This is a genomic window from Streptosporangium sp. NPDC006013, assembly GCF_040614275.1.
Lineage (GTDB): Bacteria > Actinomycetota > Actinomycetes > Streptosporangiales > Streptosporangiaceae > Streptosporangium.
Genome location: NZ_JBEXUE010000196.1, coordinates 1 through 17,399, shown reverse-complemented (window position 1 = coordinate 17,399; position 17,399 = coordinate 1). Strand labels below are relative to the sequence as shown.

The 17,399-nt window shown below is 66.8% G+C and carries 16 protein-coding genes and 1 pseudogene; 6 read left to right on the top strand and 11 right to left on the bottom strand.

The features are described from left to right. Positions 1 to 122 precede the first annotated feature (122 nt). The 8 genes and pseudogenes from ABZ260_RS27015 to ABZ260_RS26980 all read right to left on the bottom strand — a co-directional run. The gene (locus ABZ260_RS27015; RefSeq protein ID WP_355623106.1) at positions 123 to 728 is read right to left on the bottom strand and encodes a tyrosine-type recombinase/integrase; all 606 of its coding nucleotides are present in this window, start codon (positions 726 to 728) and stop codon (positions 123 to 125) included. 21 nt (positions 729 to 749) lie between these two features. Then, positions 750 to 1,448 (bottom strand): response regulator transcription factor, encoded by a 699-nt coding sequence (locus tag ABZ260_RS27010; RefSeq protein WP_355623109.1) that lies wholly within the window; start codon positions 1,446 to 1,448, stop codon positions 750 to 752. Next, positions 1,445 to 2,617: a histidine kinase gene (locus ABZ260_RS27005; RefSeq protein ID WP_355623103.1), complete on the bottom strand. Its 1,173-nt coding sequence runs from the start codon at positions 2,615 to 2,617 to the stop codon at positions 1,445 to 1,447. Before ABZ260_RS27005 ends, ABZ260_RS27010 begins: the two co-directional genes overlap by 4 nt. Before the next feature lie 24 nt (positions 2,618 to 2,641). Then, entirely contained in the window at positions 2,642 to 3,469 is an 828-nt protein-coding gene (locus ABZ260_RS27000) for an ABC transporter permease (RefSeq protein ID WP_355623100.1), read from the bottom strand. Then, the gene (locus ABZ260_RS26995; protein WP_355623097.1) at positions 3,466 to 4,383 is read right to left on the bottom strand and encodes an ATP-binding cassette domain-containing protein; all 918 of its coding nucleotides are present in this window, start codon (positions 4,381 to 4,383) and stop codon (positions 3,466 to 3,468) included. The genes ABZ260_RS27000 and ABZ260_RS26995 overlap by 4 nt, the downstream gene beginning before the upstream one ends. A gap of 121 nt (positions 4,384 to 4,504) precedes the next feature. Continuing rightward, the gene (locus ABZ260_RS26990; RefSeq protein ID WP_355623094.1) at positions 4,505 to 5,728 is read right to left on the bottom strand and encodes an amidohydrolase; all 1,224 of its coding nucleotides are present in this window, start codon (positions 5,726 to 5,728) and stop codon (positions 4,505 to 4,507) included. Continuing rightward, entirely contained in the window at positions 5,725 to 7,179 is a 1,455-nt protein-coding gene (locus tag ABZ260_RS26985) for an MFS transporter (RefSeq protein ID WP_355623091.1), read from the bottom strand. The genes ABZ260_RS26990 and ABZ260_RS26985 overlap by 4 nt, the downstream gene beginning before the upstream one ends. Before the next feature lie 76 nt (positions 7,180 to 7,255). Next, positions 7,256 to 7,412, bottom strand: a pseudogene (locus ABZ260_RS26980) (imidazolonepropionase); the annotation flags it as partial. A gap of 91 nt (positions 7,413 to 7,503) precedes the next feature. Between ABZ260_RS26980 and ABZ260_RS26975 the strand changes: the two are divergent. From ABZ260_RS26975 to ABZ260_RS26965, 3 genes are read left to right on the top strand one after another with little or no spacing between them, the layout of a single operon-like run. After that, positions 7,504 to 8,559 (top strand): Lrp/AsnC family transcriptional regulator, encoded by a 1,056-nt coding sequence (locus tag ABZ260_RS26975; protein WP_355623088.1) that lies wholly within the window; start codon positions 7,504 to 7,506, stop codon positions 8,557 to 8,559. Positions 8,560 to 8,610: 51 nt separating this feature from the next. Continuing rightward, positions 8,611 to 10,008: an L-serine ammonia-lyase gene (locus tag ABZ260_RS26970; RefSeq protein ID WP_355623085.1), complete on the top strand. Its 1,398-nt coding sequence runs from the start codon at positions 8,611 to 8,613 to the stop codon at positions 10,006 to 10,008. 52 nt (positions 10,009 to 10,060) lie between these two features. Continuing rightward, positions 10,061 to 11,281 carry an amidohydrolase family protein gene (locus ABZ260_RS26965; RefSeq protein WP_350941379.1) on the top strand — a complete coding sequence of 407 codons (1,221 nt, stop codon included), beginning with the start codon at positions 10,061 to 10,063 and terminating at the stop codon, positions 11,279 to 11,281. A gap of 46 nt (positions 11,282 to 11,327) precedes the next feature. Here the strand turns inward: ABZ260_RS26965 and ABZ260_RS26960 are convergent, their stop codons facing one another. The 3 genes from ABZ260_RS26960 to ABZ260_RS26950 form a co-directional block, all read right to left on the bottom strand. Further along, positions 11,328 to 12,128: an alpha/beta hydrolase gene (locus tag ABZ260_RS26960; RefSeq protein WP_355623081.1), complete on the bottom strand. Its 801-nt coding sequence runs from the start codon at positions 12,126 to 12,128 to the stop codon at positions 11,328 to 11,330. 4 nt (positions 12,129 to 12,132) lie between these two features. Continuing rightward, entirely contained in the window at positions 12,133 to 12,990 is an 858-nt protein-coding gene (locus tag ABZ260_RS26955) for an enoyl-CoA hydratase/isomerase family protein (RefSeq protein ID WP_355623078.1), read from the bottom strand. Positions 12,991 to 13,126: 136 nt separating this feature from the next. Beyond that, positions 13,127 to 13,756: a TetR/AcrR family transcriptional regulator gene (locus ABZ260_RS26950; protein ID WP_355623075.1), complete on the bottom strand. Its 630-nt coding sequence runs from the start codon at positions 13,754 to 13,756 to the stop codon at positions 13,127 to 13,129. Positions 13,757 to 14,019: 263 nt separating this feature from the next. Between ABZ260_RS26950 and ABZ260_RS26945 the strand changes: the two genes are divergently transcribed. From ABZ260_RS26945 to ABZ260_RS26935, 3 genes are all read left to right on the top strand, one after another. Next, on the top strand, positions 14,020 to 15,486 hold the full coding sequence (locus ABZ260_RS26945; RefSeq protein WP_355623072.1) for an MFS transporter: 1,467 nt from the start codon (positions 14,020 to 14,022) through the stop codon (positions 15,484 to 15,486). Between the two features lie 236 nt (positions 15,487 to 15,722). Next, positions 15,723 to 16,439 (top strand): hypothetical protein, encoded by a 717-nt coding sequence (locus tag ABZ260_RS26940; protein ID WP_355623069.1) that lies wholly within the window; start codon positions 15,723 to 15,725, stop codon positions 16,437 to 16,439. A gap of 371 nt (positions 16,440 to 16,810) precedes the next feature. Further along, positions 16,811 to 17,399: M1 family aminopeptidase (locus ABZ260_RS26935; protein WP_355623067.1), on the top strand; the 589-nt coding region annotated here is incomplete at its 3' end.

Sequence of the window (17,399 nt, the reverse complement as noted above, 5' to 3'; positions counted from 1 at the left end):
CTGGGGGTCAAGGGGTCGCAGGTTCAAATCCTGTCGTCCCGACCAGGTTTTTGCTGGTCGGTAGGGGTTTCGGAGTTTCTCCGGAGCCCCTTTTTCGATCTTCGGGAGCCGGAGCCACTGGGTCACGCGGACCGGCTCTGCCTCTTCAGGATCTTGTCCATGGCCTGGGCACCCTTGATGAGTGCCGGTCGGATCTCGTGATGGTAGACCGTCTCGGTCACGTGCGTGCTGACGTGGCTCACGAGATCGCTGATGTCCTCCACCGGCACGTTATGCGCGCTCAGGATGGACACGAAACTGTGGCGGAGTTCGCGAGGCGTCCAGTCCTCACCGAGTCCCGCCAACGTGGTGATCTTTTGGAACTCCCGGCGCACCTGCCACCGGTCGAGCGGCGTGCCGTTCTCACGGCAGAAGGCGAGATCGTGATCCTGCCACTTCTCGCCCGCCCGAAGCCGCTCAGCGGCTTGGCGCCGATGATGCGCCCTGAGTGCTTCGGCTGCCTTCTTGGGCAGCTTCAGAACGCGCCTGGATCGCTTGGTCTTCGTGTCACCCTTGGCCCGTACGGAGCGGTATACGGCGACCGTGCGCGCCTTGAGATCGACCTCCGGCCACGTGAGCGCGCGTGCCTCCTCGGTGTGGATACCGGCCATGAGCTTCCCCCGCAGGACGAGGTAGCGCCAGGCGACGAGCACGATGACGCCCACCAGTACGACCAGGGGAATCGACAAAGACGGCCGGCAGAGGCGATCTCAGCGGTACGGAACCGCACCGGCGCGGAACGCGATGATGACCGCATGCACCCGGTCGCGAGCTCCGATCTTCGCGAACACCCGCCCTACGTAGTTCTTCACAGTCGACTCCGCGAGATGCAGGCGCTTGGCGATCTCCGCGTTCGTGGCGCCCTCGCCGATTGCCACGAGGATCTCGCGTTCCCGGTCCGTCAAGGCCGTGACCGCGGCGAGCGCCAATGACCGATCCTCGTTGTCGCGCCACGACAGGGGTGTCGCGGCGAGCCGGTCGAGCAGACGCCGAGTGGCGCTCGGCGCTATCACTGCATCTCCAGCGGCGATGGCCCGGATCGCGGAGAGGATCTCCGTCGGCTCCGCGTCCTTGGTCAGGAACCCGCTCGCGCCCGCCTCCAGCCCCGCGATCACGTACTCGTCGACGTCGAACGTCGTGAGGAGAAGGACTCTGGTCCCGCGTAGACCGGCAATGATCTGCCGGGTGGCGTCGATGCCGTCTGTCCCGGGCATCCGCACGTCCATGATGACCAGGTCCGGGCGCAGCCGCTCCGCCTGACGGATCGCATCGTCGCCGTCCACAGCCTCGCCGACGACGTCGAGGTCGTCCTGGCCTGCGAGGAACATTTGCATGCCCATGCGCTGAAGGGGTTGATCGTCGACAAGCAGCACTGAGACAGGCGCTGCCGCTCCCCTCACCTCGTTCATCCGAGACCCTCCGGTCGCTCGTGAGGGATCCACGCCCGAACGCGCCACCCGCACACCGTTCCGTCTGCCTCGAGCCACCCTCCGAATGCCTCCGTCCGCTCGCGCATCCCGATAAGGCCGTGCCCGGGCTCCGCCGCAGGTGCTGAGCGGGTGTGTTCACCGGGGCCGCCGTCATCCGCCACCGTTACGAAGGTCGCCTCGCTGTCCGAAGCGACCGTCACGGTCACGGAGGCGCCCGGCCCGGCGTGTTTCAGGGCGTTCGTCAGCGCCTCTTGAACGATGCGGTAGATGGCGAGTCGACGGCCGGCGGAGAGCGATGAGAGATCCCCGCTGCTTTCGAAGGAGATCCGCAGACCGGCGAATCGGACGCTGTCGACGAGCGCGGCGAGTTGCCGCCAGTTGGGTTGTGGCGGGGGCGCAGCCTCGAGACGTTCGTCGGGAGCGCGCAGGAGTCGTAGGACGTCCGCCACTTCTCTCATCGAAGTGCGGCTGACTGCGCCGATCTCGGCGAACACCCGTGCGGCATCACCCGGTGACGAGCGCACCGCGATCGATCCGCCGTTGGCCAGCGAGGTGATCACTGAGAGGTTGTGACCGATGATGTCGTGCATCTCGCGGGCGATCCGCGCGCGCTCGTCGTTCACGGCTGCGCGCATGGCTTCCTCTTGCCGCCGAATGATCATCTCGCTGGTAATGCGGACCTGCGATCCCGCCAGCAGTGCCGCGAGACTCATCGCGGCGACGGGCAGGAAGGATGACCACCGCTCCGTCAGTGCGGCCTCCGGGGTCCCGGCGGGGGCGAGGAACGCAGCCAACGCTGCGACGGCCGCGAGCGGTGCGCCGACGATGAAGGCGCCAGGTCGTCGGCGCCCTACCGCGAAGAGCAGTATCCACGCGGCCAGGAAAGTCCACGGCGCCGGCAGGCGGCCGGCCGTGGCCAGGGCGGCCAAGGTTGTGATCCCGCCGACCGCGACCACGAGGGCGGTGAGCGGACAGCGTCGCCGGAACACCACGGCACCGTTCACCAGAACGACGAACGGTACCGTGAGCGGATCGAGGGCCGGGGACGCGCTGACCGAGGCCGCTGCGGAGACCAGCGCGAGCGCGACGTCTCCGCACCACGGATGACGCCCGTCGAATGCCTTTGCCTGGATGAGGAATCGCTTCACGGACGTCGACCTCGATCCGTTTCGTCACGCATCACGCCTCTTCAGCCGCCACCAGGCGGCGGCGCCGAGCATGGCCAACCACAAGATCAGAACGACGATCGCGACTCCGAGGCGGTAGGGCTCCGTCGCCAGTCCGCCGGAACGCATCACGTTGATCGCTGCCAGCGGCATGAAGTCCTTGATGCCGGAGAACGGCTCCGGAAGAAGTGCGGGCAGGATCTGCGGCCCCATCTGAAACACGCCGAAGTACAGGCAGATCGCGCCGGCGGCGTTACGGATGAGCCAGCCGAGGAGCACGCCGAACAACGCACCGTACGGGAGCATGAGCGTGCCCCCGAGGACTCCCCAGAACATGTTTGGAGCGATGAGCGACATGCCCACCGCCGAGGGGACCGTGCGCGCTGACTGCAGCAAGAGATAGAGCAGAACTGATGTGACGGCCGCAAGAGCAGCGACGATGCCGGTGATGACGGCTGCCTTTGCCAGCATCACGCCGGTGCGACGAGGGTTGACGGTGAGGCTCGTCCGGATCGACCCGCTGGAGTATTCGGTACTCACGCTGAGCACTCCGAGCACCACCAGCACGAGCATTCCGACTGGATAGATCGCCGTCCAGCCGAATGGGATGTCGGCAGCCTGGCCGCGGCCCAGCGTCCGGCCGTCGAGGATCATGTAGCCGCAAAGGGCCATGATCAGACCGAACCCGGCCGCGAGGGTGATCCAGAGCGAGCGCACGGACCACAGCTTCCGCCACTCCGACCGGAGGAGCCCTCCGGCCGTGATTCGCACCGATCCGGGGTCGTACGACGCGTCGTCGCCGGTGGGGCGAGCGGGGATGGTTTCGACGTTCACGAGGCGACCTCTTGGTGGGTGGAGTACTCGACGGCGTTGCGGGTGATGTGCATGAAAGCCTCCTCAAGGGATGCGCGTTCCTCGACGAGCGCGAAGAGCGTCACTCCTTCGGCGGCCGCGACTGTGCCGACCTCCCGCGCGGTCCGCCCGCGAACGAGGAGCGTGTCACGATCGGTCTGTCGGATCGATACGTTCTCGCCGCGCAGGGCGTCGGCAAGGCTGAGGGCGTCGGGCGAGACGACGCGCGTGGCCTGGGGTGCAACCGAGTCGATGACGTCGTCTATCGAGCCGGACGCGAGCAGCCTGCCCTGCCCGATGACGACAAGATCCTGAGCGACCAGGGACAGCTCGCTCATCAGGTGGGATGAGAGGAAGACGGTTCTTCCCTCGTCTGCGAGTTTCACGAGCAGGTGTCTCAGCCAGAGCACACCGTCGGGATCGAGACCGTTCACGGGCTCGTCGAGGACGAGCACGGCCGGATCACCGAGGAGCGCGGTCGCGATCCCCAGTCGCTGGCTCATCCCGAGCGAGAAGCCGCCGGCACGACGGCCGGCGACGATTCCGAGACCCACCATCTCGAGGACCTCGTCCACGCGAGCCCGGCCGATACCGTGGGTCTCCCCGACCACGAGCAGATGGTCGCGCGCACTCCGGCCGGGGTGGACCGATCGCGCATCGAGCATCACGCCGAGGTGCCGCATCGGGTCGCGGAGTTCCCGGTAGTGGCGGCCTCCGATCGTGATGCCGCCGCGGGTCGGGCGGTCGAGGCCCACCATCAGCCGCATCGTCGTCGATTTCCCCGCGCCATTCGGCCCGAGGAATCCGGTCACCACCCCGGGACGGACGGTGAACGACAGGTCGTCGACGACGGTCTTCTCGCCGTAGCGTTTGGTCAGATTCTGAGAAACGATCACCCCTCCACGCTAGGAATCCGTCGACGGTGTGACATCTGCCCTCAGTACCAACATGGGTGTGTCCGTGGTACCGGCCTCCGGTGACCGCAGTACCGGTGATAACGCTCAGTGCATTCCCGACTCACGTCCCGGTGGGCTCGAGACCCGCGCGCAACGTCTCATGTGAGAGTTGACCGAGGTGAGGTCCCGTGACGACGTCGACGACGGTGAGAGCCATCGCTAGGGCGCCGTCGATGGCGGCGCGTTCCGCAGCCGGACCTGTCGCGTCTGCGGCGAACTCGGGGGTGTGCGGCCAGGACGTACTCCCGAGGACCGCGATAAGAGGGTGAATCGATGGCACCGCGTGCGACACGTTTCCCATGTCGGTGGACCCGGCCGCGGGGCGCAGCCGTTCGCGTATTTCGCGGCCGAGCGATGCAAGGCTGCGGTCCCATGCGGCTGCCAGGATCGGATCCTGCCGCATCTCGGCGTATGTCGGCTCCGCTTCATCCCAGCTCCATGTGCATCCCGCCGCCGTCGCTCCTCCCTCGAAGCAGGTGAGAATTCGTCGTCGTGTCTCTTGCAGGTCCTCAAGGGTGTCGGCCCGAACCTCGACACGCACGGCGGCCGCGGCGGGGACGACATTGGTCGTCTGCCCGCCCTCGGAAACGAACGCATTGGCGCGAACGCCGTCGGGGAGATGCTGGCGGAGCAGACCGAGGGCGACGAGTCCGATTGTCGCCGCGTTTGAGGCGTTGTCGCTGGTCGGAGTAGGCCCGCCCGTATGTCCCGGCCGGCCTTGGAACACGATGTGCAATCGGCACACGGCCTGCGTGCGGACATCGAGGCAGCGGACGTCCTCACCGGGAGCACCGTGCACCATGAGGGAGAACGTGACGTCGTCCCACGCGCCCGCATCCAGCATGATCACCTTTCCGCCGCCGTGCTCCTCCGCGGGGGTGCCGAGCAGCTTGATACGGAGGCCGATTCGATCGGCGACAGCCGTCAGTGCGATGGCCGCGCCGACAGCTGCCGCGCCGATGATGTTGTGACCACACGCGTGACCGATGCCGGGGAGCGCGTCGTATTCGGCGCAGATCGCCACGGTCACGTCGCCGCTCCCATAGGTTGCCTCTACCGCGGTGTTGAGTCCATACGCGCCGATCGCGACGTCGAAGCCCGCGGCCTCGAGCTCTCGCGCGACGAGGGTCGACGCGTAGCGCTCCTGGAAGGCGATCTCGGGAACTCGGTGTATCTCTCGGCTGAGTGCGATCGCGGACTCCTCCCATTCCGTCCGGGAGGCGAGGATTGCCTCCCGGACGGAGTTGGACGATTCCGGATGGGAAGGGCGTTTTGCGATGGTCATCTTTCCTCGATCGGTTCGGCGATGGATGTCTCGTCGGTGTCAGGTTCTCTCGCCACGCGCATCCGCAGGGCGAGGGCGGAGAGCGCCAGGGAGATCGCCAGGCAGATCCCCCAGACGGCGAAGAACGACAGGGGCGTCGAACTCACCGCGGTCGATTCTTCGACGCTCCGCGTGGTGACGAAGAGGGACATCACCAGCGCGAAGACGGCGCCCGCGACCGCGCCCGCCGCAGTGCGCGCGGTGTTGAACAACGCCGAGGCGATGCCCACGGAATCGGCGGGTGCGTTGCGCACCACGATCGAGGGGAGGACGGCGAGGAGGACACCGGCGGAAAGACCGCCCAAGGCCATCCAAGCGATGAACATCGCCGTCGACCCGGAGAAGATGATCATGAGGGCGAAGCTCGCCCCCGCGACGACGCCGGCCAGCGCGACGGCTCTCGGCGGGGTGACCCACCGCGCAAGGCGTTCGCCGAGCAGCGTCCCGGCGAACGCGGCGATCGCGTAGAGCACGATGATGGCGCCGGCACCGGCCGGGGGCAGACCGAGTCCGTATCCCTCCCGGGCCGGATCGCTGAGAAGCCAGAGGAAGCTCGCGGTCTGCCCGCCGTAGGTCTGCGCTCCGAAGAGGGCGGATACGACGATCGGCAGGCCGATGCCGCTCTTCGCCAGCATTGACAGATCGACCAGGGGGTTCTCCACCCGGCGCTCCACGAACACCCAGAGCGTGAGCACGATGACGCCGCCGAGCACCAGAGAGAGGGTCCTCGCCTCGAGCCAGCCCCAGGCGCCGCCGTTCGAAATTCCCGTGAGGGTGGCGAGGAGACCGGCCGTGAGCAGGATCGCGCCCGTCCAGTCGATGCGGCCTTTCTTGCGTACGGTCGTCTCGGGCACGAGGAAGATCACCACCGGAACGCACAGGGCGATGAAGATCGCGGGGAACAGCAGGACCACGTTCAGGTTCTGCGTCGAGGCGTACAGCAGGCCAGAGGCGAGTGAGCCAACAGCCGCGCCGAGAGTGAGGGCACCGACCAGGACGCCGATGTTCCTGCTTGCCGACTTCGCGTCGCGGGAGCGGACGATCGCGAACTCAAGCGGCAGGAAAGCCGCCAGCGGCGCCTGAAGCGCGCGACCGAGAAGGAACAGCTCGAAGGTCGGCGCGAAAGCGACGACCAGCGAACCGACGGCAACGAGTGCCGCCGCGGCGACGAGGAGCCGCTTGTGGCCGAACATGTCCCCGAGCTTCGCCAGGATCGGGACACACGCGACCGTGACCAGCATGTACATCGCGTTGACCCAGTTGAGGGAGCCCGCGCTGACGGAGAACTGCTGCCCGATCGCCGCGAGCAGGGGCGAGAACCACCCCTGCAGCATGCCGCTCCCCAGCTCCATGACGACCAGAAAGCCCACGACACCGAACGGCGATCGGGAGCGGAAGGCGAATCGCATCATCAATGACTCCAGTGTCAGCGCGGACATAGACGCTTCGTCTCACGCTGGCGCTCGCGCACGCCGTCGCGCGGGTTCACGGGTCGGTGCCGCGTGTCACGGTGACGGTGGAGCCGATGCCGCCACCGGCCGCGGTGATCGCGCTCGGCGTCGCGGTTGCCCGGGTAGACGAGGTGGGTGCGGGCGTCGATCAGGCCCGGCGTAACAAGCGTGCCGCCGAGGTTCTCCACGTCCTCGCGATGACCGTATCGCCGAGATCATGATCAAAATATTTCAGTCCAGCTATGTGCTGATAGTCATACGCCAACGACACTAAAGTGACAGTTTATGGACAAAAAAGACATCAATCCGCAGATTCGCGGCCTGGATGAGATCGACAGGCGACTGATCCACGCGCTTCAGATCCATCCTCGGGCGCGATGGGCGGCGATCGCACCAATCGTGGGGGTGGATTCGGTGACGCTTTCCCGCCGCTGGGAACGCTTGTCCGGCGACGGCCTTGCCTGGGTCTCCGGGCATCCGGGGGCTGACGCTCGCGGACCCTGCGCGATCCTCGAAGTGGAATCCCACCCTGGTTCGACCCTTGAGATCGCTCAGGCATTGGCGGCCGACCGGGAGGCGTTCACCGTCGACCTCACAGCAGGCGGCCGCGACATGCTGGTCATCGCGGGCGCCGAGAGCCTGGACGCCCTCGGCGAATACGTCATGACCCGGATGCGTCGGCTTGAGGGCGTCCGCGCGACGCGGACACATCTCCTCTCCTCGCCGTTTACCGACGCGGGTCAGTGGCGACTCCGCTCGCTGAGCGCCGCCGAGGTCGCCGCGGTCAAACGCACGGTCTCGGCTGACGCGCCCGAACCGGCGCGCATCGACTCCCAACTTGAGCGTGAGCTCCTGAAACTGCTCGGTGTGAACGGGCGTGTGACCATCGCCTCGATGGCGAGGGTTCTCGATGTCAGTGAGCGGCGCGTGCGGGAGACCATGGCTTCGCTGGCGAGTAGCGGCCGCCTGGCGGTTCGTCTCGACCTCGCGCGAGCGCACTCCGGCTGGCCCGTGCACGCATGGTATTTCCTGCGGGTCCCTGCCAGGTTGACCGCTCGGGCGGGGACGGCCCTCGCCGGCATCAGCGAGGTCCGCCTCGCCGTCTCGACAATCGGCCCGTCCAATCTCGTCCTCTCCGTCTGGATGAAGACGCTGGCGGACATTCAGAGGCTCGAGGTGGCGATCGAGGAGAACATCCCGGAAGTGGTTATCGCGGATCGATCGTTGGTGCTGCGGACGCTCAAGAAGGAGGGGCGCCACCTCGACGCGAACGGGAATGCAACCGGCGATTTTACGCCGCTTCCGATGTCTTTCCCGCATGCGGGAGCGCCTCCGCGATAGAAACCTGCATCGGATGGATCGGGACCGCCATGGTGCGTACGGTCCCCATTTATGACTGTCTCGGAGCCAACTGTCGGCGTGTTCGACCTTTTCACGATCGGTATCGGCCCTTCGAGTTCGCACACGGTGGGCCCCATGAGAGCCGCTGCCGAGTTCGTTGATCGTCTCACGGGCGAGACGATCATCGATCGGGTGGACAAGGTACGCGTGGAGATCTTCGGTTCCCTCGCCGCGACCGGTGCCGGACATGGCACATTCAGTGCCGTGCTCCTCGGGCTGGAGGGAGTCCGGCCCGATGCGGTGACCCCAGCGGAGATCACCGCAAAGCTCGCCGTGATCGAAGACACAGGGTTTGTCGCTCTCGGCGGCCGTCATCGCATCCACTGCCGCGTCGAAGACTTCATCCTCCGCCCGCTGACGGTCCGCGCCCGGCACAGCAACGCGCTGTCCTTCACCGCGTTCGACTCCACCGGCGCGGAGCTTGCCACGGATACGTACTACTCGATCGGTGGCGGCTTCGTCGTGCGTGACGGTGACGAGAAAAACGCCGGACCTCCGGCGGCGCGTCGGCCCTTTCCGTTCCGCACCGCGGCCGAGCTGCTCACCATCTGTGAGGAGACCGGGTTCAGCATCGCCGAGGTAATGATGGCGAACGAACGGGTCCTGCGCTCGGAAACCGACATCCGGCACTTACTGCGAGGTCTGTGGGATGTCATGGAGTCGTGTGTCCGCTCGTCGATCGCCCGCGACGGCATTCTGCCCGGCGGTCTTGGCGTACGTCGCCGCGCCGGGGAATGGGCCGCCCGTCTCGCCGCGGAAGACCCCGACCACGCCAACGGATACTGGCAGCAACGAGTCAACCTCGTCGCCCTCGCCGTGAACGAGGAGAACGCGAGCGGAGGACGTATCGTCACGGCACCTACAAATGGTGCCGCGGGCATCATCCCCGCCGTGCTGTACTACGCCTTGCACTACACGCCGGCCGGCCGATCCACGACCACCGGCGAAGACGACATCGTCCAACGGTTCCTGCTCACCGCCGCGGCGATCGGCACCCTCTACAAGGCGAACGCGTCCATCTCCGGCGCAGAGGTCGGCTGCCAGGGCGAGGTCGGCTCCGCCTCGTCGATGGCCGCCGCCGGCCTTGCCGAGATCCTCGGGGGCACCCCCCAGCAGGTCGAGAACGCCGCCGAGATCGCCATGGAACACAATCTCGGCCTCACCTGCGACCCTATTGGCGGACTCGTCCAGATCCCGTGCATCGAACGCAACGCCATCGCCGCAGCCAAAGCCATCAACGCCGCGAACATGGCGCTCTGGGGGGACGGTGAACACCATGTCTCCCTCGACCAGGTCATCGCGACTATGCGGGAGACCGGTGCGGATATGAGCGACAAATACAAGGAAACCGCCCGCGGCGGCCTCGCCGTCAACGTCGTCGAATGCTGATCGGCGCCAATACGCCCCAGCCGGATCATCAGTCCAGGAGAAGCGAGCCCACATGCACTCCCGTACCGTGTTCAAGAACGGCGTCGTCTTCGATGGCACCTCCGTCTCCGACGCCGATGTCGCCGTGGCCGGTGACCGCGTCGTCGCGATAGGCGTGGACCTGGATGGCGACGAGGTCGTCGACTGCACCGGAATGTCGATCGTTCCGGGCCTGTTCGACTGTCACGTCCACGTGATGGCGCGCGATCTCAACGTCGCGCGCACCGAACAGCAAGCCTTCTCGCTTCAGTACTTCGAAGCCGGTCGCAATCTGTCCCTGCTACTGGACCAGGGCATCACCTCCGCGCGAGACGCTGCGGGGGCGGACCTCGGCATCAAGCAGGCGATCGAGCGCAAGCTCATCGAGGGGCCGCGGCTGCAGATCGCCATCGTGATGCTGTCACAGACCGGAGGGCACAGCGATCTGCATCTCCCATCGGGCGGAGAACGCTCGGTGCCGATGATGCTCGAGCATCCCGGCCGACCACGCTCGATCGTCGACGGCGTGGACGGCCCCGGCGGCGTTCGGCGTGGCGTCCGGGAGGTCCTGCGCGCCGGCGCCGACGTGATTAAGATCGCTACGACTGGCGGGGTCATGTCGCTGGGAGACAATCCTCGGCATTCACACTTCCGTGACGACGAGCTCGCAGCCATCGTGGCGGAGGCTGCGGCAGCCGAAACCTACGTCTTCGCTCACGCGCAGGGGACCGAGGGGATCAAAGCGGCATTGCGTCACGGGGTTCGCTCGATCGAGCACGGCTACTATCTCGACGACGAGGCGGTCGCCCTCATGCTGAAGAACGAGGCCTGGCTGGTCCCGACGCTCTCGGCGACGCGTGCCATCATCGACGCGGCGGCAAGCGGGGTGCCGATACCGGCCGAAAGTCTCGCGCTCGCCCAAGAGGCGCTCGAGGCTCACCGCGCGAGTTTCGCGCTGGCAGTCAACGCCGGCGTGAAGATCGCGATGGGAACGGATACCCCGCCGTACTGGAGCCCGTCCGCCAGTAACCTGGACGAGCTGGGACTCATGACCGAGGCGTCCTCCATGTCGGCGATCGAGGCGTGGCGAGCCGCGACGTCGAGCGCGGCGAAGCTGCTCGGGCACGACGATCTCGGCGTTATCGAGCCGGGCGGGCTGGCTGACATCGTCGTCGTGGACGGCGACCTGCTCGATCTTCGAGGCCTTCGCGGCCGGATCCGTCAGGTGTGGCTCGCGGGTGTTCGCGTCCGCTGAGAGCTCGTACAGGGAACGGATCCCCGGCGGGGATCCGTTCCCTGTACTAATCCGAGCCGGTCAGGAAGGCTGCGATCAGCGCGGCGGCCGATTCGGGTCGTTCGTTCTCCCATGCGTGACCCGCGTCCGCGAGCTGCAGAACGCTGGCGCCGGGGATCTCGTCCGCCATCGCCAGGACGTCGGCGACCCGTATCGTTGCGTCCCGTCGACCGTGCACCACGAGGGTCGGCGACGTGACGGAGCCGAGGAGGCCACGAGTGTCGAACCCGCGCGTGGCGGCAAACCGTCGCACGAGCTGCTCGCTCGCGGACTCCGGCGTCTCCCCTTCCGAATTCCGCGATCTCGCAGCGGCGCGGCCGACGGCGGGGGCCATCTGAGCCAGAAGAGCTCGGGCTCGCGCGTGATCGCCCGTTTCAAGCGCCCCGAGAAGGGCACGGACGCCGTCAGGAAGCCGGGCGGGATCGAAGGGGAACCGATTCGTGGAGCCGAGGATGAGCCGGTCCAATCGATTCGGATGCCGCAGTGCGAACGCCTGCGCGATCATTCCCCCGTAGGAGGTGCCCAGGACGTGGGCCTGGTCGAAGCCGAGAGCTGAGATCAGCGCGGCGAGATCGTCAGCGAGATCGTCGATCGTGTACGGCTCCGGGGCGAAGACACTGGCACCCCGATCGCGCTGATCGTACGTTACGACCGTGAACGTGTCGATGAGGTAACGGCGGAATGCGTCGAAGAGGTCCTGCCCGATCTGCAGTCCGTGGACGAGGACAACCGGGGGCCCCGCTCCGTCGATCCGGAAGGAAGTGCGGCCACCGTTGGTAACGGTGACCGCACCCTCACCTCCGGTCACCGTCTCACCAGACCTTGCGCTGGCGTGCGTCCGCGACCAGATCAGGGACGGGGATCAACGCCTTCGACCCGACCGTCGCGAGCGACTGCTGCGAGAAGTGGAAACCGAAGTCCTCCGCGACGAGCTTGCGCCAAGGGCGGTTGACGATGTTGTGCGTCGCCCATCGTGCGAATCGCGGCCGCTTCATGATGTCGCGCGCGAGCTCCCACGCCTTGGGCAGCAGTTCCTCGCGGGGCAGGACGTCGCTCACGAGCCCGTACTCAAGCGCCTTGGGTGCCGGGATGGAGCTGCCCCCGTAGATCGCGTAGGCGGCGCGCTTGCTCCCCATGAGATGCTGCAGCGCGAGCGCGAGACCGTCACCGGGGGCGGTGCCGGCCATGAAATGGGGATCCATGAAGTCCGCGTCCTCGGCGGCCAGGGTAACGTCGCACATGAGTGCGAACTCGGTGTGAATGCCTGGCCCGTTCACCGCGGCGATCGTGGGGATGTCGATGTTGTTGACGAAGTTCTCGATCAGCTTCCAGGCGTCGATCGTCTGCTGAAAGATGAAGTCGGGCTCCTCCTCGACCAGCGGCTTCGGCCACGTCTGTCGCGGGTCGCCCTGGAACCAGGTCTCGCCCGTGCCGGTGATGATGAGCACGTGGTTCTCGGAGTCGTTGCCCACGTCCTGCCACACGCGGCTCCACGCGTTGTGGGCAGCCCAGTTGTGGACGTACGGGCCGCCGTCGGTGTGGAGCCGCAGCTCGATGATCCCGTTCTCGCGACGCATCTTGAAGAACGCCGCGTACCTCTCGGAGTACTCCTCAAGCGTCGTGGGGGGCACGTGACCGGCCCATCCGAAGCTGGACGCATTCGCCATCATGGCTCCTTTCGCCGAAGCGAGCCGACCTCGCTCGTTAATGAGACAAAGTATCTCTTTAACTGCGGTCGGTCGGTCTCCGCCACGCGGTGCGCAGAGAACGGCACTCGAACGCGCGCGCCTGCGAAGATTTCGAGACCTATACGGCACCTCCTTGCCGCAAACCGGCGAGGACTATGCTGACGATCTTGTCCGCGTCGTCTCTGGTGAATGGTCGAGTCCGGCGGACAAGGAACCACTGCACAGGTCCGGCGAGCATCATGTTCACGAAACGCGCATCGACGGCCGGGAGCTGACCAAGGGCCGCTGCCGCATCGAGCCGGAGTTGCAGATCATCCGTGCGCCGCTCAAGGAGTTCCAGGCCTATCTCGCGCAGGCCGTCGCTCTCGTCGGCCTTCCGCATCAGGATTTGCAGGACCGCGCGACCTTCCGGAGTGGCGGAGGCCTCGGCGAAGGCACAGACGAACGCGACCAGATCGTCATGGATGTCACCGGAGTCGTGGAGGGGGACAAAGGTCTCCGCGAACCGCGCGAGTATGTCGCGGAACAGGTCCCCTCGATTCGGCCAACGTCGGTACACCGTCGCCCGAGCGACCTGTGCTCGCGCGGCGAGGTCCTCGTACTGGAGGCCGTCAACCCCCTTCTCGGCCAGGATCTCGAGCGTGGCCGCCCACAGACGCTTGCTGACCAGCCGCGTGCGGCCCCCCGGCCGGCGTGCCGGTTGTAGTTCTGCACTCATTCTCGTCGCATCGACGCGGATCCGGCCCACCTGCGTGTTCTGTCGACCGGTACGGCCGCATCGATGACTCTCCCTCCGCTTCTCGTCGGCGACTCCCGATCGTAGTGACCAGACGATCATGCAACGATGTCGCCCGAAACGTTCGCAAGATGCTCAATCCCGGCAGTTTCCCGCGTCGAGTCGCCGACCACAGCCACTTTCCTGCAAACGCTAGGGGCGTTAGCCGGGCAGGCCGACAATGTCCGGAATCTCAGATCGATGCCCCGATCGAGTCCAGATTCAGGGAAGTGGCCATGACTCGGACACCCACGAGCCCCTCCGAGACCGAGACTCCAGGCAGCGGGTGGAGCGGTCGGATCCTCTGGTGGGTCACCATCCTAATCGTCGCCAACACGGTGGTTGACACGGTCATCGTCGCACCATTGCTCGTGCTGCCGCAGATGTCGGAGTTCTTCGGAACCGACCAGAGCGCGTGGCTCAACGCCAGTGCGATCCTCGCCGGCGCGATGTGGGCACCGCTCCTCGGCAAGAGCGCCGATGTCTTCGGCAAACGCCGAATGCTCGTCCTCGCACTACTCGTGGGCGGCATCGGCGCGCTGGTCTGCCTCCTGGCCCCCAACATCGGGATCTTCCTGGTCGGCCGCGTGATTCAAGGCGCCGCCGTCGGCTCCGTGTTCATCACCGTCGTGTTCATCCGCCAGGTCTTCCCGCCCCGCGTCGGTATGACGTCCGTCGGCATCGTCACCTCTGGCTCTGCGATCCTTGGCATCGTCTCGCCCTTCCTCTTCGAGATCGTCGTAGGTGCGTACGGTTTTCGCTCAGTCTTCGTCGTGTCCGCCGTGCTCGCGTTCTTCGCTGCGCTGACCGTCCGCATCTTCTTGCCCGAGTCGCCGATCAAGGTGAGAAGCCGCGTGGACGTCGCCGGCGCCGTTCTTCTCGGGGCGGGCCTCGCGGGCATCCTGGCGTACATCAGCCTGGGTCATGACCTGGGCTGGATGAGCGTCGGCATGATCGCCCTGCTTACTGTCGGGATCGTCCTCCTTGGCGCATGGGTCCTGACGGCGCTGCGCCTGCCCGAACCCGTCATCGATCTGCGGATGCTTACTCGTCCTGTCGTAGCCACCCTGGTGGTCGTTGTGCTCGGCGCCGGCGCCTACCAGGCACTCCTTCAGCTAGTCGGGCTGATCGCGCAGACCTCCGTGGACGAAGGGCTGGGGTACGGGCTCGCCGGCGCGTCGGGTGCGCTCGGCTTGCTCTTCGCCGTGCCGTCCTTCGGCGCCATGACAGGCGGGATCCTCGCCGGATGGCTCGCCGGACGGATCGGCCCAGCCCGCACACTCGCCGGCGGAATGGTCATTGGCACATTCGCCACACTCGGGCTGCTGTTCTCCACCTCCGCTTTCCTCCCCGCCGTCATCTCCGCCGGACTCCTCGGCTTCACCGCCGGGGCCGTGATCACCTCCGGGTTCAACCTGTCGACAACGCTGGTGAGCGAGGAGAAACAGGGGATCGTGGCCGCTCTAGTCCAGGTAATGCTTGGTGTCGGCGCGGTGATCCTCAACATCATCGGAGGAAGCATCCTCCGGGCAACCTCCCTCACCGGCAACGGCGAGTCGGTGAACTCCGCGGCGGGAGTTTCCCTCTACATCCTCGTGACGCTCGCGCTGTTCGCCATCGCGACCATCGTCGCGCTGGCAATCTCCCGCCGCCGACCACGTGACCGTGGCGCAACGCGCGGAAACGCGGCTCAGCCCGCCTGAGCCCCGCCTCCACAAGACCACAGGGGCACACCAGAGTCTCCACTGATCCCGGAGCGCTTCAGTCATCGCCACTCCTTTGATCAATTGAGCGGAATGATCGCAGTAGTCGCCGACAAAAAGGCTCGGTTCCTGGCCGACGCAAGAACGCTCGCCCGACCTTGGGGGCGAATCGGCGGTGTTCAGTGATCACTCGCACACCCCCAAAACGTGAACCCATCGCGGTCGGGGTTTCAGAGGTGTTCGAGGATGCGGGACAGGCTGAGCAGCGGGCCGACCACATCGAGGGAATCGGTGAGAAGCCCTTCATGCTCAGCGAGTACGGCTACGTGGCCGGGCCTGGCTTGCCACGGGTGTCGAAGGAGTTGTCTCCGCGACAGGCCAAAGAGTTCGAGGCGACTCTTGGCAAGATCGTAAAGCAGCGGTTTCGGCTGGTGCCTCTGCCTTTTCGTGGTGATTGGGGCGTCGCGTCCCGGCACACCAACAGAACGACGTTCACTGGTCAACCAGCACCTCGTCGGCTCGCTCGCGGATCGTGCGGCTGGTGCCGTGAAATGTCTTTTCCGGTGGGGTGGGCTATGGTCGGCCGTATGACGGGACCGTGGAGAACTCCACAGGGGTCCATCGCGCTCGTCGGCGTGATGGGCCTGGTTCTGTTGTCCCTGGTGCTGGCCGGCGCTTCGTGCAAGGCGAGCTGCGGCGTCTCGGCGGTTACGCAGAGTTCGGTCTCCGGCCCGGTGTGGGAGCCCGGCGGATGGGACGCCGACCTGACCGGCCTGCCGCCGCAGGCAGGCGAGGCACGTGCGCACCAGGTGCTGTCCCTGCGGCCGCTCACGCGCGGTGAGCTCGCACATCTGGTGCTGTTGCCGTCGCCGGGCTCGGACGCGGACACGCTGCGCGAGCCTCAGCAGCTGGCTCACCGCATCACGGGATCGCGTAGTCCGCCGCTGATCTAGCCGATGTCTTCCCCTCGGGCTCTGCGGCCACGCGCCGCGGAGTCCGACGACGGCGTATCCGGTGCACCCCCACGCCCGCACCAGGCCTTTGCCTGGCGTCGGCGCGGGCGTGCCGCCGCGCCCTGAAGACGTCTCGCGATCGGCCCCTTGGCAGGAGAAGCGGCAGGTCGTCTTCGTTCGAAGCCACCCCTTCGCGTTCGGGGTGCTTTCACCGTGCCGCCTTTCCTGTCGGCGTCCGCCAGGAGCCGATCATCGCCATGGCCGCTGTCGCGTCGGTTCACGGAGCCTCCGCGCCGGTCGCGCGCCCCTGAGGCTTCGGTCGGCGCGGCGCCGCGGGCTCAGCACGAGGCCATCCGTGGCCTGGTGCGGCTGTGCCCGCGGCCGACCCTGGCGGCCGGTACGGAGTGGCCGTGTTGCTGGCCGACCCCGCTGTGTCCTGGAGTCAGCTGGCCGGCGTGGTGTACGGGTTGGTGCTGGAGAGCCGCGAGACCGCCTCGGGACGCGGTCCTACCGACCTGTTCGCGCTCGCCGACAACCTGGCCGACGTCATCGGCGGCGCGGTGACCATCGAGGACCGGCACTCGCAGGTACTGGCCTACTCCCGCTCCCAGCAGGCGGGAGATCCGGCCCGGCTGGAGACCATCCTCGGACGGCGGGTCCCGGAACGGCTGCGTGAGCTGTTCCGGCGACAGGAGGTGTTCGCCCGCCTGGCGGCGACGAACGAGCCGGTGTTCGTCCCCGCCGACGCCGGGCACGGCCTGACCGGGCGGATGGCGGTGGCGGTGCGGGCCGGCCGCGAGCTGCTCGGTTCGGTGTGGGTGAGCTGCGCCGACCCGCTGACGGGCGACCGCCGCCGGGCTCTGGTCGACGAGCTGGCCCACCAGTGGTTCGGCAACAGCCTGACGGTGGCCGACTGGCGCGACATCTGGTTGCACGAGGGGTTCGCATCTTACTCGGAGT

What these genes read in the sequence shown, in the direction of transcription:
- ABZ260_RS26990 (WP_355623094.1), bottom strand. Translation starts at nt 5,728, where the DNA reads ATGACCATCGCAAAACGCCCTTCCCATCCGGAATCGTCCAACTCCGTC.
- ABZ260_RS27010 (WP_355623109.1), bottom strand. Translation starts at nt 1,448, where the DNA reads ATGAACGAGGTGAGGGGAGCGGCAGCGCCTGTCTCAGTGCTGCTTGTC.
- ABZ260_RS26955 (WP_355623078.1), bottom strand. Translation starts at nt 12,990, where the DNA reads ATGATGGCGAATGCGTCCAGCTTCGGATGGGCCGGTCACGTGCCCCCC.
- ABZ260_RS26985 (WP_355623091.1), bottom strand. Translation starts at nt 7,179, where the DNA reads ATGATGCGATTCGCCTTCCGCTCCCGATCGCCGTTCGGTGTCGTGGGC.
- ABZ260_RS26945 (WP_355623072.1), top strand. Translation starts at nt 14,020, where the DNA reads ATGACTCGGACACCCACGAGCCCCTCCGAGACCGAGACTCCAGGCAGC.
- ABZ260_RS26975 (WP_355623088.1), top strand. Translation starts at nt 7,504, where the DNA reads ATGGACAAAAAAGACATCAATCCGCAGATTCGCGGCCTGGATGAGATC.
- ABZ260_RS26965 (WP_350941379.1), top strand. Translation starts at nt 10,061, where the DNA reads ATGCACTCCCGTACCGTGTTCAAGAACGGCGTCGTCTTCGATGGCACC.
- ABZ260_RS26970 (WP_355623085.1), top strand. Translation starts at nt 8,611, where the DNA reads ATGACTGTCTCGGAGCCAACTGTCGGCGTGTTCGACCTTTTCACGATC.